Here is a 16,706-nt window from a genome sequence, read left to right as displayed (position 1 = left end):
AGCACCCGGCATCTGGCGGGACCGATAGCAAAAGCGGCCAACGCATGCCCGGGTCTGGGCGGCGTTGGCCGTTTTTTATCGCGTGCCCTGGCCCAGTGGCTGGCCGTTGACGGTCTGGCCGTAGAGCGAGAACGCGCTGTCGTGGAAACGCTTGCGCGTCTCTGCAATATTGCCGGTGAAGCGCGGATCCTGCGGGCGCTCGTGGCTGTTGATGTAGGTGGCCACATCCCAGGCATCCTGGTCGCTGAGCGTATGGCCCTTGCCCAGCGGCATATTGGCCTGGATGAAGCCGGCCGCCTTGTCCACCTCATGCATGCCGGCGCCCCAGTTGTACGACTGCTTGCCCCACAGCGGCGGGAAGACCTGCACATCGCCGCTGCGCTGGCCCTGGCCGTCATCGCCATGGCACAGCGCGCACTGGGCGTTGAACACCTTCTGGCCGCGTGCATAGTCAGGCGCCTGGGCGGGTTTGGCCAGCTTGGGGTAGCTGGCGCCGGGCAGCTTCTCGCCCACCGGCGCGCCCTTGGACATCCAATAGGCATAGGCCTCCAGTGCCACCAGCACCTCATCACCAGGGGGCGGGGCCTTGCCGTTCATGCTGTACATGAAGCAGCCGCGCAGCCGCTCGGAGAAGGTATCGACGCTCTTAGTCTTGCTGCGGTAGGCAGGGTATTGCGTGTAGGCGCCCCACAGCGGCGCGGAGTCGGCAGCGCGCCCTGCATCCAGGTGGCAGTTGACGCAGTTGAGCGTATTGCCGACAAAAGCCTTGGCCTGGGTGCTGGTGTGCAGAAAGATCTGCTCGCCCCGGCGGATCACATCGCCCATCGGGCCTTCGGGAATCGCATCGGCAGCGGGTAGGGCGAAGGCGGCAGTGCTGGCTGCAGTTGGCGCTTTGGCTGCGCTGGCGGCGGGCGTGGCAGCTGCTGGGGCTGGCTTGGGTGCATCCGCTGCGGCAGTAGCGGGTGCCGGGTTGGGGCTGCCGGGAGTTGCTGCTGGTTTTTGCGCGGTCTGGGCGGGTGCTGCGGCGGGCCGCTCATCGGCCAGCTCGCCCATGCTTTTGTTCACCTGCACCCCAAAGCTGATGGCGGCCACGAGCACGATGGCGACGACGACCACCACAAAGATCTTGAGGTACTGCCACTCGCTGTGCTGGACGCGGGCCTGCTCCTCGGGGGTTTCCAGATGGTTGGGGCGCTGGTAATCCATGCTGTTCTCCGCTCAAGGCTTGGCGGCGCCCGAGGCGCCGGCGTAGTACTGGGCGATGGCGTTGACATCATCGCTGCTGAGCTTTTGGGCAATGCCTTCCATCAGGCCCAGCGGCCCGGGAGGGCGGCTGCCTTTTTTCCAGGCATCGATCTGCGCTTGCATATAACCGGCGCTGAGCTTGGCAATGGCGGGGAAATGTGCACCCACGCCAGCCCCACCGGGCCCGTGGCAGCTGTTGCAGGCGGGGATGCCCTCTTGCATGCGGCCACGCTCCACCAGCCAGGCGCCCTTGTCTTTGGCACCGGCCTGGCCGGCTGTGGCGGCGATGCCCGAAGGCAGGCTGGCAAAGTAAGCGGCGACATCGGCGCGCTGCTGCGAGGTCAAACCCTTGGCAATGGGCGCCATGATGGGGTTGCCGCGCGAGCCATCGGCAAAGGCTTCCAACTGGCTGCGCAGATAGCTGCTGCCCTGGCCGGCCAGCGGCGGGAAGGCGGCCATGCCCTGGCCTTTGGCGCCATGGCAGCTGGCGCAGGAGGCCACGCTGGGCGGCAAGCCGTTGTTGGCGATCTGCTCGCCTTGCTGGGGGTTGGCGGTTTGGGCCTGGGCTGCGGCGCACAGCAGCAGCGCCCAGGGCCAGACTGCGCCAAGCCGGCGCATAAGGCGTGTGGGGGTGTGTCTCATCGTGTTATGGCTGTAGTTTGGACACATGGTAGGCAGGGATGGCCTGGGGCAGTGTCGGCCAATGCCGATGGTGCTGCACGCGCTGCGCACATGAAAAAAGCCGCTGGCAAGCGGCTTGGTGGGGGGAGGCGGTCTGGGAACTCAGAGGCCCAGCATCAACTTGAGGTTTTGCACCGCTGCGCCGCTGGCGCCCTTGCCCAGGTTGTCCAGGCGGGCGATGACCACGGCCTGGCGCAGCTGTTCATTGCCGAACACGCGGATTTCGAGCTTGTTGGTCCCCGCCAGGGTATCGGCGGCCAGCTTGTTGTCGTCGGTAGGCGGCAGCACCTGCACCCATTGTTCGTCCTGGTTGGTTTGGGCGTAGTGGGCGGCCAGGGCGTTGTGCAGGTCGCTCAGCAGAGGCTTGCCGGGCAATTCATCGAGGTGCAGCGGCAGTTGCACCAGCATGCCCTGGGCGAAGTTGCCGACCGCAGGGATGAACACCGGGCGGCGGGTCAGTCCGGTGTATTTCAGGATTTCGGGGATGTGCTTGTGCGTCAGGCCCAGCGCATAGGCCTCATAAGGCGCGGCACCACCGGCCTCGTAGGCTTCCATCATTGTGCGGCCGCCACCGGAGTAGCCGGATACCGAAGGCAGTGCCAGCGCAGCATCGGCAGGAATAAGGCCGGCATCGATCAGCGGGCGCAGAATGGCGATGGCACCAGTGGCATAGCAGCCGGGGTTGGAGACGCGCTTGGCCGCTTGCACGGCGGCTTTCTGGCCTGCGCTCAGCTCGGGGAAGCCATAGACCCACTGGTCGTTGACGCGGTGGGCGGTGGAGGCATCGATGATACGAATAGTGCGGCCGGTTTCCTGCTCGATGGCATCGACCATGGCTGTGGTGTCCTTGGCTGCATCGTCGTGCAGGCACAAGATGACCAGGTCGACGCCGGCCATCAGCGCGCGCTTGGCGGCAGGGTCCTTGCGCAGCTCGGGGGCAATGCTTACCAACTCCACGCCGGGCATATCCACCAGGCGTTCGCGAATCTGCAGACCGGTGGTGCCAGCTTCGCCGTCGATAAACACTTTTGCCATTGCCATCACTCCTGCTGTGCGTTGGCCCCCTGCACGGGCAGCGGGCACTTGGGTTCGGGAAAGTGCTTATTGTCATACAAAGCTGCGCAAGACGTGCAGGACGATGGCAAATTTGCCTGTGCGCAAGGCCGGGGCGCGAGTTGCGCTGGGTATGCCGTTGTGGCGTCTGCGATGGCCAGATGCCGGGCTCCAGCGCAGTGCGCACTAGCGCAAAAAGGGGTCAGCGCTGGGCGGTTGTGCCAAAAATCCTGCACTGCCGAGGTTTTTACAGACAAGTTTTGCGCCCGCCTCCGACATGCGTTGACTGCAGTGGCTGACAGACGCATTGGACGGAGATGGCTGCTGAATCTGGCTGGCTAGCTATACAAATAATAGCTATATGCATTCCAACGGCTGCCAAACCCCGGAAGCGCGTTAGGGCTCCTGCAGGCGCTGCCGCCCATGGCGCAGTGCAGCATGGTAAATTCGCGGACTGCCAGGCCTTCTGCCTTGTTTGCGAGTTCTTTGTTCTGCGCGCTCGGCCGCCGGGTTTTTTTCCCATTTTGTTTTACTGAGAGACATCATGAAAATTCATGAATACCAAGGCAAGGAAATCTTGCGTCAGTTCGGCGTGCCCGTTCCGCGCGGTATCCCCGCCTTCACTGTGCAAGAAGCAGTGGAAGCAGCACAGAAGCTGGGCGGCCCCGTGTGGGTGGTGAAGGCACAGATTCACGCAGGCGGCCGCGGCAAGGGCGGTGGCGTGAAGGTTGCCAAGACCATCGACGACGTGAAGGCGCTGTCCGAGCAAATCCTCGGCATGCAACTGGTGACCCACCAGACCGGCCCTGAAGGCCAGAAGGTGCGCCGCCTGTACATCGAAGACGGTGCCGACATCCAGCAGGAATACTACCTGTCTGCCGTGACCGACCGTGGCACGCAGAAGGTGGCCTTCATCGCTTCGAGCGAAGGCGGCATGGACATCGAGGAAGTGGCGCACAGCACCCCTGAAAAGATCATCACCGTGCTGGTCGATCCCATTGCTGGCTTCACGCAAGCCAATGGTGAAGAGCTGGCCAAGGGCATCGGCATGCCTGCTGATTCGGTGGCCCAGTTCATCGATATCTGCCAAAAGCTGTACAAGTGCTACATGGACACGGACGCTTCGCTGGTGGAAATCAACCCGCTGAACCGTGACTCCAAGGGCAACGTGATTGCACTGGACTCCAAGTTCAACTTCGATCCCAACGCGCTGTTCCGTCACCCAGAACTGGTGGCCCTGCGCGATCTGGACGAAGAAGATCCTGCTGAAGTGGAAGCTTCGAAGTTCGACCTGGCCTACATCAGCCTGGATGGCAATATCGGCTGCCTGGTGAACGGCGCTGGCCTGGCCATGGCCACGATGGACACCATCAAGCTGTTCGGCGGCGAGCCTGCCAACTTCCTGGACGTGGGCGGCGGTGCCACCCCCGAGAAGGTCACCGAAGCCTTCAAGATCATGCTCAAGAACCCCAAGGTCAAGGGCATTCTGGTCAATATCTTCGGCGGCATCATGAAGTGCGACACCATCGCTACCGGCGTGATCACCGCTTGCAAGGCGGTGAACCTGAGCGTGCCACTGGTCGTGCGCATGAAGGGTACCAACGAAGAGCTGGGCAAGAAGATGCTGGCCGAATCGGGCCTGCCCATCATCTCGGCCGACACCATGGCCGAAGCCGCCACCAAGATCGTTGCCGCAGTGAAGTAAGCCCTGGAGAACACACATGTCTATCTATATCAATAAAGACACCAAAGTCATTACCCAAGGCATCACCGGCAAGACCGGCCAGTTCCACACTGAAAAGTGCCAGGAATACGCGAACGGCAAGAACTGCTTCGTCGCTGGCGTGAACCCCAAGAAGGCTGGCGAAAAGATTTTCGACATCCCCATCTACGGTTCGGTCAAGGATGCTGCCAAGGACACCGGTGCCACCGTGTCCGTGATCTATGTGCCACCTGCAGGCGCTGCTGCTGCGATCTGGGAAGCGGTGGAAGCCGATCTGGACCTGGCCATCTGCATCACCGAAGGCATCCCAGTGCGCGACATGCTGGAAGTGCGCAACAAGATGAAGGCCAAGGAAGCGGCTGGCGGCAAGAAGACCTTGCTGCTGGGCCCTAACTGCCCTGGTCTGATCACCCCCGGTGAAATCAAGATCGGCATCATGCCCGGTCACATCCACAAGCCAGGCCGCATCGGCGTGGTGAGCCGTTCGGGCACCTTGACCTATGAAGCCGTGGCGCAGCTGACCGAGCTGGGCATTGGCCAGTCGTCGGCAGTCGGTATCGGTGGTGACCCTATCAACGGCCTGAAGCACATCGACGTGATGAAGGCGTTCAACGACGACCCGAACACCGATGCTGTGATCATGATCGGCGAAATCGGCGGTCCAGACGAAGCGGAAGCCGCGCTCTGGTGCAAGGCCAACATGAAGAAGCCTGTGGTGGGCTTCATCGCTGGTGTGACTGCCCCTCCCGGCAAGCGCATGGGCCACGCTGGCGCACTGATCTCCGGCGGCGCCGACACGGCAGATGCCAAGCTGGCCATCATGGAAGAGTGCGGTTTCACCATCACCCGCAACCCATCCGAAATGGGCCGCCTGCTGCAAGGCCTGCTGAAATAAGCAAAATTACGCATGCCAGGGGCTGCGCGCCCCGCTAAACTGCGTACTCCATAAAAAGAAGACGCCAGATCGTTCAGGTCTGGCGTCTTTATTCATAACTACGGAGCGCAACATGGATTACGTCAATCATCCCGACTTCTGGATCGGGCTGGTCAAGATCATCTGGATCAACATCATTCTCTCGGGCGACAACGCCGTCGTCATCGCGCTTGCAGCGCGCTCCCTGCCCCCTGAACAACAAAGAAAAGCCATCATGTTCGGCTCCGGGGCCGCCGTGGTGCTGCGCATCGTGCTGACCGTGGTGGCGGCCAAGCTGCTGGAGCTGTCCTTCCTGCAGATCGTTGGCGGCTGCCTGCTGCTGTGGATTGGCCTGCAGCTGCTGACCAGCCACGACGAAGAAGAGGGCGCGGGCAAGGGCACCGGCACGATGATGGCCGCCATTCGCACCATCCTGATCGCCGACCTGGTGATGAGCCTGGACAATGTGATAGCCGTGGCGGCTGCTGCGGGCGGCAATATGCTGCTGCTGATCCTGGGCCTGGCGATCTCGATCCCGCTGGTGATCTTTGGCTCCACGTTGATGATCAAGCTGATGGAGCGCTTCCCGGTCATCGTGATTCTGGGTGCCGGCCTCATCGGCTGGGTGGGTGGCGAGACCATCATGAACGACAAGCTGCTGCACGGCTTTGTCGAAGCCAATCCTGCACTGCACTACCTGGCTGCCGCTGCTGGCGCAGCGCTGGTGGTGGGCTTGGGCCTGTGGCTGCAAAAGCGCAATACAGCGCCTGCACACTGACCGGGTCTGCATTTCTCTCTCGCTAAAGCGCCTTAGGGCGCTTTTTGCTTTTCAGGGCTTCGGTTTTGCACGGGCCACGTGTACTGCCCCGGTGCGCCCCTGCGGCAGCTACGGCGTGAGCAGCGCAACGCCCGCGAACCCATTGCAGGCATCAAGATAAACCGCTGCTGCGCTTGGCGATGTGCTTCAGGGGGCGCATCGATCAAGGGTATTTATAGGGTTAACCATTAGCTAAATCACGGGAGTCCGCAACACATCGTGATCCTTTGTCAACAGCGTATCGCCAACGTCATTTGTATAGCTTATTTGCATATAATCGCGCTGAGGTTTATCAATATGCCAAGACTCATAGTTTCGATAGATGGTGTGGTGATACAGGACTACGTACTGACCGAGTCCAGGGTCACCTTGGGGCGCCGTTCCACCAATGACATCGTGCTGACCGACATGGCGGTCAGCGGCGAGCATGTGGCGTTCACCTATGAGAAGAAGATCGGCATCGTCGTCGTCGAAGATCTGGGCAGCACCAACGGTACCAAGGTCAACGGCTTGAAAGTGCGCCGCCAGGTACTGCAAAGCGGCGACCTGCTGGACGTCGGCAAATGCCGCATCCGCTTTTTGATGAACTCTTTGGTGCCCGAGAGCCATTACCTGCATGCCAGCGAAGCCGGCAGCCTGACCGCCAAGCCCGCGCATGCCGATGACGGCGAAGACAGCCCCACCGTCCCCGCAGACTTCCCCCCCGCCGAAGGGCAGCCCTACACCCCCAGCCCCTACCTGCGCGCCGTCAGCGGCGCGAGCGAAGACATCATTTTGTCCAAGGTCGTCACCACGGTCGGCCGCCCCGGCATCGCCGTCGCTGCACTGACCAAGCGCGGCAAGGGATACGTTGCTACCAAGGTCGATGGTTCGGCTGATGTGGTGCTCAACGGCCAGGCGCTCAATGGCGTGGCTTTGTCGATGCACAAGGGGGACAGGATTGAGCTGGCGGGGATGGCTTATGAGTTTTGGGGTTAGGACTCTGAACCTTGGGCTTATATAGTCAAGTCCTCAAGAGACGCAGCGGCACTTTCGGGTGCCGTTTCTGTTTCTGCCGCCCATGCGCATAGCTTGCACAGGCGTTCAGAAGGTGACAAAAATGGCAGACATCTTGGCTTGCTGACATTTATGAACGTCTTGCACAATAAGTTAACAAAACGCCGCATTTTTGTCAGTCAACGCCGCGAGATGTATGGGCGCTAGAAGTTGGCACAGCACTTGCAGTAAGTGAAGCACGCCAAGTCGTTCGACAAGGCTACCTAATCACTGGTTACATAGAGAGGATTCAACATGTTGCGTAAGATGCAAAAGGGTTTCACCCTGATCGAACTGATGATCGTTGTGGCGATTATCGGTATTTTGGCTGCTGTGGCTTTGCCTGCTTATAACGATTACGTCACCCGCGCCCAGGTGGCGGAACCAACAGAACTGCTGGGCGGGCTGAAGGCTCCGTTGTCTGAATACGGTGCTAATGAAAATGCATGGCCAGGCCTGGTCCAATCTGATGGAACAAATAACCAATCAGTTGCTGCTGGATCGATCGCAGTGAATTTGACCGGTAAATATTCATCGTTAGGCGGCACTGTTGCCGGCACCTATCCGAATGGCACTATAACTGGGACGATGGGCTCTAATTCCCGCGCATCGGGCCAAACTATCACTTTTGCAACAACGAATGGTGGTCAATTGTGGGACTGCACAGGCGGTACTGTAAATCAAAAATTCCGTCCACAAGCCTGCCGTGCAGCAGCGGCGGCTCCTAACCCTTAATAAATAAAGATATATCTATTAAAAGAGGCTTCGGCCTCTTTTTTTTAATTATTATAAGGAGGGGAGATGAGAGGTTACTCCAAGGCGGCAATGGGTGGCTACTCACTCTTGGTATTGATCGCAGTTTTTATAGGATTAAATGAGGCTTGGATCGCGCCTTTTGGTGTTTTGATGATGATTTTTTCGAATTTCATGAATCATCCTCATTTTATGGCCTCTTATAAACTTTTTTTTGAAATGTATCCAAAAATTAAAACAAGTGAGTTTCAAAAAACGTTACAAATCCGTTGGTGGGTCGCTGCTATCATAGTTCCACTAGGGTTGTCGATATTATTAGTTATTGGTATTGTAAAGTATTTTCATGGCGATGATTTCGTGCTTACCTTAGTCATTTTTCTCTACGGGATCAGTGTGGGGTGGCACTATGTTAAACAGGGTTTTGGCATGGCAATGTCGGAGGCGGCTCTGAAAAGATGCTATTGGCAGCCGAAAGTACGGCGCTGGATGCTATGGAATGCCTATGCGTGCTGGATATTTAGTATGTGCTTGTTGTTTTCTGCTGAAGGCGGGGTTGGTTTTTTAGGCTGGTATTTCCCATTGGAGAGAAGCTCCTTGCAGCAATGGTTATTGCCCGCTGCAATTTTTTTTGGTATTACTAGTGTTGGTGTAATAATTGGTATTCGGAGGAATATTGGTTACTGGCGTCAAATAGGCAAACATCAAAAGGATTGGCCGAGTGCAGGGTTAATGGGATATCTGGTGTCTTTGTATGTTTGGGTCGCGATTGGTGTCTCTTTTCCGTTGTTAATGCTTGTGATTCCATTTTTTCACTCTATGCAATACATGCATGTGGTAGAAAAATTTTACGACAATAAAGAAAAAAAACAATCTAAACAAGAAAAAACTCGCCGTTGGTTGTATTTGATTGGATGGGGATTTGTTTTATTTTGGTTAATTCCAGGTGTGTTGGATTATATAAATTCGGGGAAGGTTAACTTAATGTCGCAGGTGGGGATGCTTTTTACAGCCGCATTTTGGTTGTTCATAAATATCCATCACTACTTCATTGATAATGTAATATGGCGTAAGGAGAATAAATATATCTGGGAGAGTTTAAATGCTTGCTGAATTTATTAATAATCTGTGGGCTCGTTACAAAATCCTGCGGTTTGGTGTGCGGATTATTGTTGTGGCTTTGTTATTCAATTTCTGTTTGCAGGCTTTTGAGGTGTACAGCCAAACAAAAAAAATAAATTATTTTCTCCTCCTGATTGCTGAATTGTTTACGGTAGGGTTGGTTATTTTTTCTAGAGATACGAAGAAGGTTAATTTGTCAATTCTGGCAATTTTTTCTACAATCGGTGGTAGCTTTTATTATATTTTTTTTGATTTTTTTCAATATCCACATGTCTCATTGATCCCTTTGTCTTATGGCGTCTCGCTCCAGTGCCTGGGAATAGTGATGCAGATTTTTTCTAAGGCTTCGCTGGGCTTCAGTTTTGGCCTGGCTCCAGCCAATCGAGGTATTCAGCAAAGGGGAGCTTACCGCTTTGTGCGGCATCCTATTTATGCTAGTTACTTGGTGGCACATATCGGATTCATTCTGTCATTCTTCAGTTTTTTCAATTTGCTAGTGTTGTGTTTCAACTGGATGTGCCAATTCATTCGCATTTTTGAAGAGGAGAAAATTTTAAGGAAAGACCCTGGCTATATAATCTACGCTAGAAAAGTGCGCTGGCGGTTGGTGCCTGGGATCTTTTAAGAGAAACCAATTAATTTTATGAGTTTTACGATCAAGTATGTTAAGGTGATTAAGGCTTGTGGCATTCACTTGTTAGTAAGCGCGGGCATTGCAGCGCTGGCAGCAATATTGGTGTTTAAGGCATGGTTTCCATTTCCCTTTCGCGAACTTGCCGGAGGAACCTTTCTTTTTTTGGTTGTGATAGGGGTAGATCTGGTGTGTGGGCCTCTCCTAACACTGGTCCTGTTCAAGACCACTAAATCCAGACGTGAGCTGATCTGGGATCTATCCCTTGTAGGCGCTGTGCAGTTAAGCGCACTGTTTTATGGTCTATATAGTATTAGTCTAGCGCGTCCGGTGGCAGTTGTATATGAGGTGGATCGTTTTGTGATGGTAACTGCGGCGGAGATTGAATCGAAGTCCTTGATGCAAGCGGACAAGGCTTATCAATGCATGCCATGGTGGGGGGGGCCATGGTTGCTCAGTATTCGATCGCCTCGTAGTAATAAAGAGGTGAGTCAGAACCTGTCACTTTCCTTGCAAGGCCATGAACCTAGTACTCGGCCAGACTGGTGGTGGCCTTATGAGCCAAACCGGGCGTTTGCTCAAGTGAATATGCAGCCGCTGATCCAACTTTACCAACGCTTGTCCCCATTACATCGCTCAATGATAGACGATGCTGTTCAGAAAACAAATTTGACGATCAATAAGCTCTCTTATTTGCCGCTGGTCAGTCAGAAATCACTGGATGGCTGGATTGTGCTATTGGATGGGCAGGCATATATTGTAGGATATGCACCGATAAGCGGGTGGGAGTAATGATATTTAGATTTGAGTGTACGCTCGAAACAATGAAGTTCGCAAATTTATTGCAGGGATTCTGAGTATTGCGAATATTAATACTTTGCTAAATGCTATATGGATTTGATATATATTTTTAAGATTTTTAAAAATTGTGCTAGTGCGGTCATAAATAAATGATTCTGTTCTGATGCGGCATCTGCCAATGTGCGTCGGTGTTTTCTCAGTCTGTCGCGGTGTAAGTTGGGGGTAATTAAGTAAAATGGAATTGGGGTTTGTATAAGTCTAATAAACCTTATCCGCATATTCAGTCAACTGCGCCCCTAAATTGTCACCTTGCGATTTATAAAATACAAGCAGCTTTACTTGGGAGTAAATTTGCCTAATCGATTAAGATTGATATTTCTGCCCCGTGCTTTTCAAGTAAGCGTGTGCCATTTATTACCATCTCCCTTTCCACCGCCTTGCACATATCATATATAGTTAATAACGCAATCTGCACTGCAGCCAGCGCCTCCATCTCCACCCCCGTCTGCCCTACCGTCTCTGTCCGCGCTTCGCATCGCACAGCATTTTTCTCCGGCAGCACCTCAAACTCCACCGCCACCTTGGTCAACGCAATCGGGTGGCACAGCGGTATCAGCTCACTGGTCTTCTTCGCCGCCATGATTCCGGCGATGCGGGCAATGCCCAGCACGTCCCCTTTTTTGGCAGTGCCCGCAGCAATGATGTCCAAGGTGGCCGGCTGCATGGTGATGAAGCCCTCCGCGATTGCAATGCGGTGGGTGTTAGGCTTGGCGCCGACGTCGACCATATGGGCCTGGCCCTGGGCGTCGAAATGGGTGAGTTCAGTCATAGTGCTTCCGTGTTCAATGCGTCACAAGCTGCAATACAGGGTGCAACTTGTGCAGTGGTGCTTCATCATACGTGTTGGCGTTCATGCATGATGGCGGGGAGCGCGCCCCGGGCTGGCTCTCGCCTTGATGCAGATTCAGCCTCTGTTGCAGCACGGATTATTGATGAATACATGGTTTTTTAAACGCACAGCATGTGCCTTGCTCGCGGCCCATATGGCGGCAGTGACCGCCCTGGCCCCCCTGCAGGTGCGGGCGGATACCAGCTTGCCGGCGATGGGCGAGGGCGCCGAGATGACCACCAGCGAGGAGCGGCGCCTGGGGGATGACATTGCGCGCGAGATTTATCGCGATCCGCAGTTTCTGGATGATGCGATTCTGTATGAGTACGTCAACGGCATCTGGCAGGAGCTGATGCTGGCGGCGCGCCAGCGCGGCACCTTGACGTCTGAACTGCAGGAACGCTTTGCCTGGCAGGTGATGCTGATCCAGGATGCGACCGTGAACGCCTTTGCGCTGCCAGGCGGTTTTATGGGGGTGCAGACTGGTCTGGTGGGCGTGGTCGGGAGCCGCGACGAGCTGGCCTCGGTGCTGGCCCACGAGATGAGCCATATCACCCAGCGCCATATTGCGCGCATGCTGGCCCGCCAGTCGCGCATGACGCCGGTGATGATTGCCGGCATGATTTTGGGCGCCTTGGCGGCTAGCAAGAACCCGGCTGCCGCCCAGGCGCTGATGGTGGGCAGTTCGGCCGCCGCCATCCAGTCGCAGCTGAACTTTTCACGCGATATGGAGCGCGAGGCGGATCGCACCGGCATGAGCCTGATGCCGCCTGCCGGCTACTCGCAAGCGGGTTTTGTCAGCATGTTTGAAAAGCTGCAGCAAGCTAACCGCATGAACGACAACGGCAGCTGGCCCTACCTGCGCACCCACCCGCTGACGACCGAGCGCATTGCCGACATGCAGTCACGCTTGCCGGCCGGTGCTGCACGCAAACCACAGGACACGGGCATGGTGGCGCAGATGATGTCGGCCCGGGCCCGCATACTGTCAAAGCCTGAGCCCCAGGTATTGCACCAATGGGTGCAATTGACCACGGCGGCCGATTTTGCCAACCGCTCATTGGAGCAGCGGGCAGGTGTCTGGTATCTGGCCGCCATGTCCCAAAACCAGCTGGGGCGCCATGCTGAAGCGTTGGCCGCATTGGACCAACTGGATGCCACCGTGCAGGCCCATCCCGATGCGATGCGCCAGGCGCAACTGCTGCGCGCTGATCTGGCATTGCGCAACCGCCAGCCGCAGGATGCGTTGGCGACGCTGGCCAAGATCCAGCCACTCAAGACCCTGCCCAGCAAGGCAGGTAGCACCTCGGTGACCGTCAGCAATGCGATGACTGGCTTGGTCAATGAGGCGGTGATCACGCAGGGCTCGGACAAATCGCTGAGCATCCAGGACAGCAGCCGCGATGTGCTGCTGCCGGAGGTCAAAGCGGTGGTGGGCGACGATGCAGGCCAGAGCAGTGACCGGCCCGAGCTGGTGCTGGCTGCACAGGCACTGGCGCAGCTGCCTGCCACAGGTTTGGCGGCCTACGAAGGAGTCTTGCGCCAGACCAGCAGCCGCTTGCAGACCCTGGTGGTGCAGTGGCCCAAGGATGCGGGGGCCTGGCTTGCGCTGTCATGGGTGCTGCGCCAGCAGAACCAGCCGCTGCGCTCCATCCGTGCCGAGGCTGAGAGCCGGGCTGCACAGTATGACTACGCAGCAGCGGTAGACCGCCTGCGCGCCGGGCAGGACATGGCGCGCAACAGCCCCAACCGCAACGACTACTACGAGGCCTCGATCATCGACACCCGCTTGCGCGAGATGCAATCACTTGCCAAGGAGCAGGCGGCCCGTAAGTGATTCTATGACGAGGCTGATGATGGAGTAGAGCACAGAGCCGATCAGCGCTGCCCAAAAGCCATGCACCACAAAGCCGCTGCCTGCGATGCCGGACGCGGCCCAGAACATCAGCGCGTTGATGACAAAGATGAACAGGCCCAAGGTCAGGATGGTGACGGGTAGGGTCAGCACGATCAGCACGGGCCGCACTATCGCATTGCACAGCCCTATCAGCAGCGCTGCAATCAGCGCCGCGCCAAAGCTGCGGACTTCCACGCCACTGTAAAGGTAGGCGACACAGAGCAGGGCGACTGCGGAGAGCAGCCATTTGAGTATGAGTTTCATGGCTCCAGCATAGCGGATGGCAGGCGCGCTGTGTATAGGCCGGCATCCAACGATAGCTGGCTTGGCAAACCCCGCCATGAAAAAAGCGCCCGAAGGCGCTTTATGTGGGGTGGTGCGGCTGATGGCTTACGCGCCGTCGAGTACCAGGCTGAAACAGATACCCAGAATGCCCAGCAGCGAACCTGCCAGCTTGGCAGGGCGCGGCACAAAGTCGGCCGATGGCGGCTCGGAGATGGCCTTGGGGCGGCGCCAGTCCAGCACTTCGGCCTCGGGGTACTCGGCATGCAGTTGGGCGGTCATTTGCTGAACGCTCACTTCCGAGATATGGGTCGAGACGCGGGCGCGCTGCAGCTGGGTGCTTTGCGGGATCAGGCCCTCAAACAGGTTCTTGGCCCACTTGTTGCGCCACTTTTCGAGGGTGCTGCGATTGCCCCAGCGGCTGGCCCTGCGGGTGATCTTGGGGGCACAAGCCACCAGCACCCAGTGCTCGTCGTTGATGGTTGCGCGCTCGTTCAAGCGCTGCAGGGCAAAGGCGGCATCATCTACAAAGACTATTTTTACGTTCATCCAAGTGGCCTAAGTGGGGCTGGCAGCGCGGGGCTGCCAGCGGTGGTGATAGAGGGCGGGTATAGGCTTAGTGTACGTTGGCCGCCGGGAGTTCCTTGGCTTTTTTGCCGGCCAGCCATTTGCCCAGCACCAGCACGATCAGTGCGCCAGCGGCAGCGGCTGCATAGTGCAGCGTCTTGCTCTGGTCGATCTTGAACATCCAGGTCCACTTGTCAGGGTTGGCAAACACGGGGTCGGACACCAGCATGCCACCTGCAATCCAGCCCAGCAGCATGCCGCCGGCGGTGATGACCATCGGGAAGCGCTCCATCAGCTTGATGACCAGCTGGCTGCCCCAGACGATGATTGGGATCGAGATCAGCAGGCCCAGGATGATGAGCAGCATGTGGTGCTCGTCACCGGCGTTCTGTGCGGCGCCGGCAATGGCGATCACGTTGTCCACGCTCATCACCAGGTCGGCAACGATGATGGTCTTGATGGCGGCAAACAGGCGGTCGCTGCCCTGGATGTTGCCGTGGTCTTCGTCTTCAGGCACCAGCAGCTTGATGCCGATCCAGAACAGCAGGATGGCGCCGACAAACTTCAGGAACGGCAGGGCCAGCAGGAACATCGCGAACGCGATCAGGATGACGCGCAAGATGATCGCGCCAGCGGTACCGAAGATGATGCCTTTGCGGCGCAGGTCAGGGGGCAGCTTGCGGCAAGCCAGTGCAATCACCACCGCGTTGTCCCCGCCGAGCAGGATGTCGATGATGATGATTTGGCCCAGTGCAATCCAGAAGGGCGCGTGCGTCAGAAAATCCAAGTCCATGTAAGCACCTAATTTTTGAAAAAGCGGCCCATGCACCATGCACAGACCAGCCAGTAGGGTGTCGTTACAAGTCAGGGAGGCGACGTGGTTCGGCGTTGACGCTAGAAATGGCCAACAGCCGGGGCAGTAGCTTCGAAAGACCTGTGGTGCGGCACCATGGTTTTCAAAGGTCTTGCTCAGATCATGTGGGCCATGAACCTAACGCGCCGGAAGCCGTGAGGCTTCGTACTGACGACGCATTACATGTCGCTGCGCTTGCCGCAGGCAAGGCATCGACGGGAGCTACTCCCCTTCGTCAGCGCGTATTGGAACACAAACACGGCGCTTTGGGGTGACAAAGACCGGGCCAGCGCACAGAGTATTCCCGCATGTTTGTGTTTGCCCACACCTGTGGATAACAAGCTGTGAACAAGTGGATGCGGGCTGGCGTTTGGTGATTTGGTTGCTGCAGAGCTATCATCCCCGCAGCTATGGAATCCATCCACCTGACTGATCTGGAAGCGGCCATCAACCACTGGCGCCAGCGCGCGCCCAGTGGCCCGGGTGCGTCGCTGTCACCCCAGGTTGCTGCGCTGGCCGAGGTGTATGCGCGGATGGTCTACCAGCGCCAGGATGCGGTGGAGGCCCGCGAGCTGGGGGATGCCGCGATGCGGGCCTGGCTGGATTGGTGGGAGACCACCCCGGACACGCCCTGCATCGCCATCTGCTCCACCAGCCAGGGCGATGAGGTCTGCACGGGCTGCGGCCGCAGCTTCGACGAGGTGCAGCACTGGCTGGCCTACACGCCTGTGCAAAAGCGGGCGGTGTGGCGGCGCATCACCGCGCAGGGCACGGCCTGGCGCTTCAACCGCTATGCGGAACGTGCGCGTTCCGCAGGCGGCATCACTTCCAGCGAATAGGTTCTACAAAGACGGTGCCCTTGTCGCTGGACAAGGTCAGCTGGCCTTCCTGGATGGTGGCCTGCAGCTGCATGCTGCGCTCGGCCAGGTCGGCTAGCGATTGCGACACCTCCGTCGGCAGGCGGAACACTTCGAGCTTTTCCTGGCGCGCGAGCTTGCCTTCCAGGCCCTTCCACCAGATCTCGGCCGCATGGTTGAAGCAGTAGACCAGCATATGGTCCGACTTGTTGCAGGCCTTGGTGATCGGCTTTTCTTCGGGCTGGCCCACTTCGATCCAGATGCGCTTGGCGCCGGTGAAATCGGTCAGGTGCACATCGGGGTTGTCCGGGTCGGACAGGCCGGCGCCAAAGCCCAGCGTGCCGTCGCCGTTGCACAGGTCCTGCAGCTGGTGCGCGTTCAGGGCCAGCGCCACCAGGCGCACCATCATGCGCTCGTCGGTTTCGCTGGGGTGGCGCGCCAGGGTCAGGTTGTGGTCGGCGTAGTAGTTGTGGTCGATATCGGCAATCGACAGATTGGCCTTGTAGATCGTGGATTTGATAGCCATGGGGCAGGGTCTGGTGACGAAGCCTGGGCTTCGGGGGTGAATCCGGCGCGCCCGGGCGGTCGCA

Annotated in this window: 18 protein-coding genes; 10 read left to right on the top strand and 8 right to left on the bottom strand. The window is 57.7% G+C overall.

Going from position 1 to position 16,706, the window contains the following annotated elements:
• Positions 1 to 75: 75 nt before the first annotated feature.
• The 3 genes from MJ205_RS18735 to argC all read right to left on the bottom strand — a co-directional run bounded on the left by MJ205_RS18735 (position 76) and on the right by argC (position 2,961).
• Positions 76 to 1,053, bottom strand: a complete 978-nt coding sequence (locus MJ205_RS18735; RefSeq protein ID WP_446715094.1) for a c-type cytochrome — start codon at positions 1,051 to 1,053, stop codon at positions 76 to 78.
• A 165-nt stretch (positions 1,054 to 1,218) separates the two neighbouring features.
• Complete coding sequence (locus MJ205_RS18730) at positions 1,219 to 1,887, bottom strand: c-type cytochrome (RefSeq protein ID WP_239809832.1); 669 nt, start codon at positions 1,885 to 1,887, stop codon at positions 1,219 to 1,221.
• A gap of 141 nt (positions 1,888 to 2,028) precedes the next feature.
• Entirely contained in the window at positions 2,029 to 2,961 is a 933-nt protein-coding gene (gene argC, locus MJ205_RS18725) for an N-acetyl-gamma-glutamyl-phosphate reductase (RefSeq protein WP_239809831.1), read from the bottom strand.
• A 562-nt stretch (positions 2,962 to 3,523) separates the two neighbouring features.
• On the opposite strand from argC, the gene sucC reads away from it, so the two are divergent.
• The 8 genes from sucC (at position 3,524) to MJ205_RS18680 (ending at position 10,762) form a co-directional block, all read left to right on the top strand.
• Entirely contained in the window at positions 3,524 to 4,684 is a 1,161-nt protein-coding gene (gene sucC / locus MJ205_RS18720) for an ADP-forming succinate--CoA ligase subunit beta (RefSeq protein ID WP_021026617.1), read from the top strand.
• 16 nt (positions 4,685 to 4,700) lie between these two features.
• Positions 4,701 to 5,597, top strand: a complete 897-nt coding sequence (sucD, locus tag MJ205_RS18715) for a succinate--CoA ligase subunit alpha (protein WP_021026616.1) — start codon at positions 4,701 to 4,703, stop codon at positions 5,595 to 5,597.
• Between the two features lie 112 nt (positions 5,598 to 5,709).
• Entirely contained in the window at positions 5,710 to 6,393 is a 684-nt protein-coding gene (locus tag MJ205_RS18710; protein ID WP_239809830.1) for a TerC family protein, read from the top strand.
• A 336-nt stretch (positions 6,394 to 6,729) separates the two neighbouring features.
• Positions 6,730 to 7,410, top strand: coding sequence for an FHA domain-containing protein (locus MJ205_RS18705; protein WP_239809829.1), 681 nt, complete (start codon positions 6,730 to 6,732; stop codon positions 7,408 to 7,410).
• A gap of 312 nt (positions 7,411 to 7,722) precedes the next feature.
• A complete protein-coding gene (locus MJ205_RS18695) occupies positions 7,723 to 8,202 on the top strand; it encodes a pilin (protein ID WP_305852700.1) in 480 nt (159 codons plus the stop codon).
• 66 nt (positions 8,203 to 8,268) lie between these two features.
• Positions 8,269 to 9,330, top strand: a complete 1,062-nt coding sequence (locus MJ205_RS18690; RefSeq protein ID WP_239809828.1) for a hypothetical protein — start codon at positions 8,269 to 8,271, stop codon at positions 9,328 to 9,330.
• Positions 9,320 to 9,964: a methyltransferase family protein gene (locus tag MJ205_RS18685; protein ID WP_239809827.1), complete on the top strand. Its 645-nt coding sequence runs from the start codon at positions 9,320 to 9,322 to the stop codon at positions 9,962 to 9,964. The genes MJ205_RS18690 and MJ205_RS18685 overlap by 11 nt, the downstream gene beginning before the upstream one ends.
• 18 nt (positions 9,965 to 9,982) lie before the next feature.
• Positions 9,983 to 10,762: a hypothetical protein gene (locus tag MJ205_RS18680; RefSeq protein ID WP_239809826.1), complete on the top strand. Its 780-nt coding sequence runs from the start codon at positions 9,983 to 9,985 to the stop codon at positions 10,760 to 10,762.
• A gap of 364 nt (positions 10,763 to 11,126) precedes the next feature.
• On the opposite strand, the gene moaC is transcribed toward MJ205_RS18680, so the two are convergent.
• A complete protein-coding gene (gene moaC / locus MJ205_RS18675) occupies positions 11,127 to 11,600 on the bottom strand; it encodes a cyclic pyranopterin monophosphate synthase MoaC (RefSeq protein WP_239809825.1) in 474 nt (157 codons plus the stop codon).
• Between the two features lie 199 nt (positions 11,601 to 11,799).
• On the opposite strand from moaC, the gene MJ205_RS18670 reads away from it, so the two are divergent.
• Positions 11,800 to 13,497, top strand: coding sequence for a M48 family metalloprotease (locus MJ205_RS18670; protein ID WP_239809824.1), 1,698 nt, complete (start codon positions 11,800 to 11,802; stop codon positions 13,495 to 13,497).
• Here MJ205_RS18670 and MJ205_RS18665 read toward each other — a convergent pair.
• The 3 genes from MJ205_RS18665 to MJ205_RS18655 all read right to left on the bottom strand — a co-directional run bounded on the left by MJ205_RS18665 (position 13,465) and on the right by MJ205_RS18655 (position 15,199).
• A complete protein-coding gene (locus MJ205_RS18665; protein ID WP_230779770.1) occupies positions 13,465 to 13,821 on the bottom strand; it encodes a phage holin family protein in 357 nt (118 codons plus the stop codon). The genes MJ205_RS18670 and MJ205_RS18665 overlap by 33 nt on opposite strands.
• A 126-nt stretch (positions 13,822 to 13,947) precedes the next feature.
• Positions 13,948 to 14,388 carry a hypothetical protein gene (locus MJ205_RS18660; protein WP_230779768.1) on the bottom strand — a complete coding sequence of 147 codons (441 nt, stop codon included), beginning with the start codon at positions 14,386 to 14,388 and terminating at the stop codon, positions 13,948 to 13,950.
• A 67-nt stretch (positions 14,389 to 14,455) separates the two neighbouring features.
• Entirely contained in the window at positions 14,456 to 15,199 is a 744-nt protein-coding gene (locus MJ205_RS18655) for a TerC family protein (RefSeq protein WP_230779765.1), read from the bottom strand.
• 470 nt (positions 15,200 to 15,669) lie between these two features.
• Between MJ205_RS18655 and MJ205_RS18650 the strand changes: the two genes are divergently transcribed.
• Entirely contained in the window at positions 15,670 to 16,098 is a 429-nt protein-coding gene (locus MJ205_RS18650; RefSeq protein WP_239809823.1) for a DUF3717 domain-containing protein, read from the top strand.
• On the opposite strand, the gene MJ205_RS18645 is transcribed toward MJ205_RS18650, so the two are convergent.
• Positions 16,082 to 16,642, bottom strand: coding sequence for a YaeQ family protein (locus MJ205_RS18645; protein ID WP_021026607.1), 561 nt, complete (start codon positions 16,640 to 16,642; stop codon positions 16,082 to 16,084). The genes MJ205_RS18650 and MJ205_RS18645 overlap by 17 nt on opposite strands.
• Between the last annotated feature and the right edge of the window lie 64 nt (positions 16,643 to 16,706).

Origin of the sequence: Comamonas sp. B21-038 (genome assembly GCF_022387135.1) — a bacterium.
Classification (GTDB): domain Bacteria; phylum Pseudomonadota; class Gammaproteobacteria; order Burkholderiales; family Burkholderiaceae_C; genus Comamonas; species Comamonas sediminis.
This window is presented reverse-complemented; position numbering and strand designations above follow the sequence as displayed.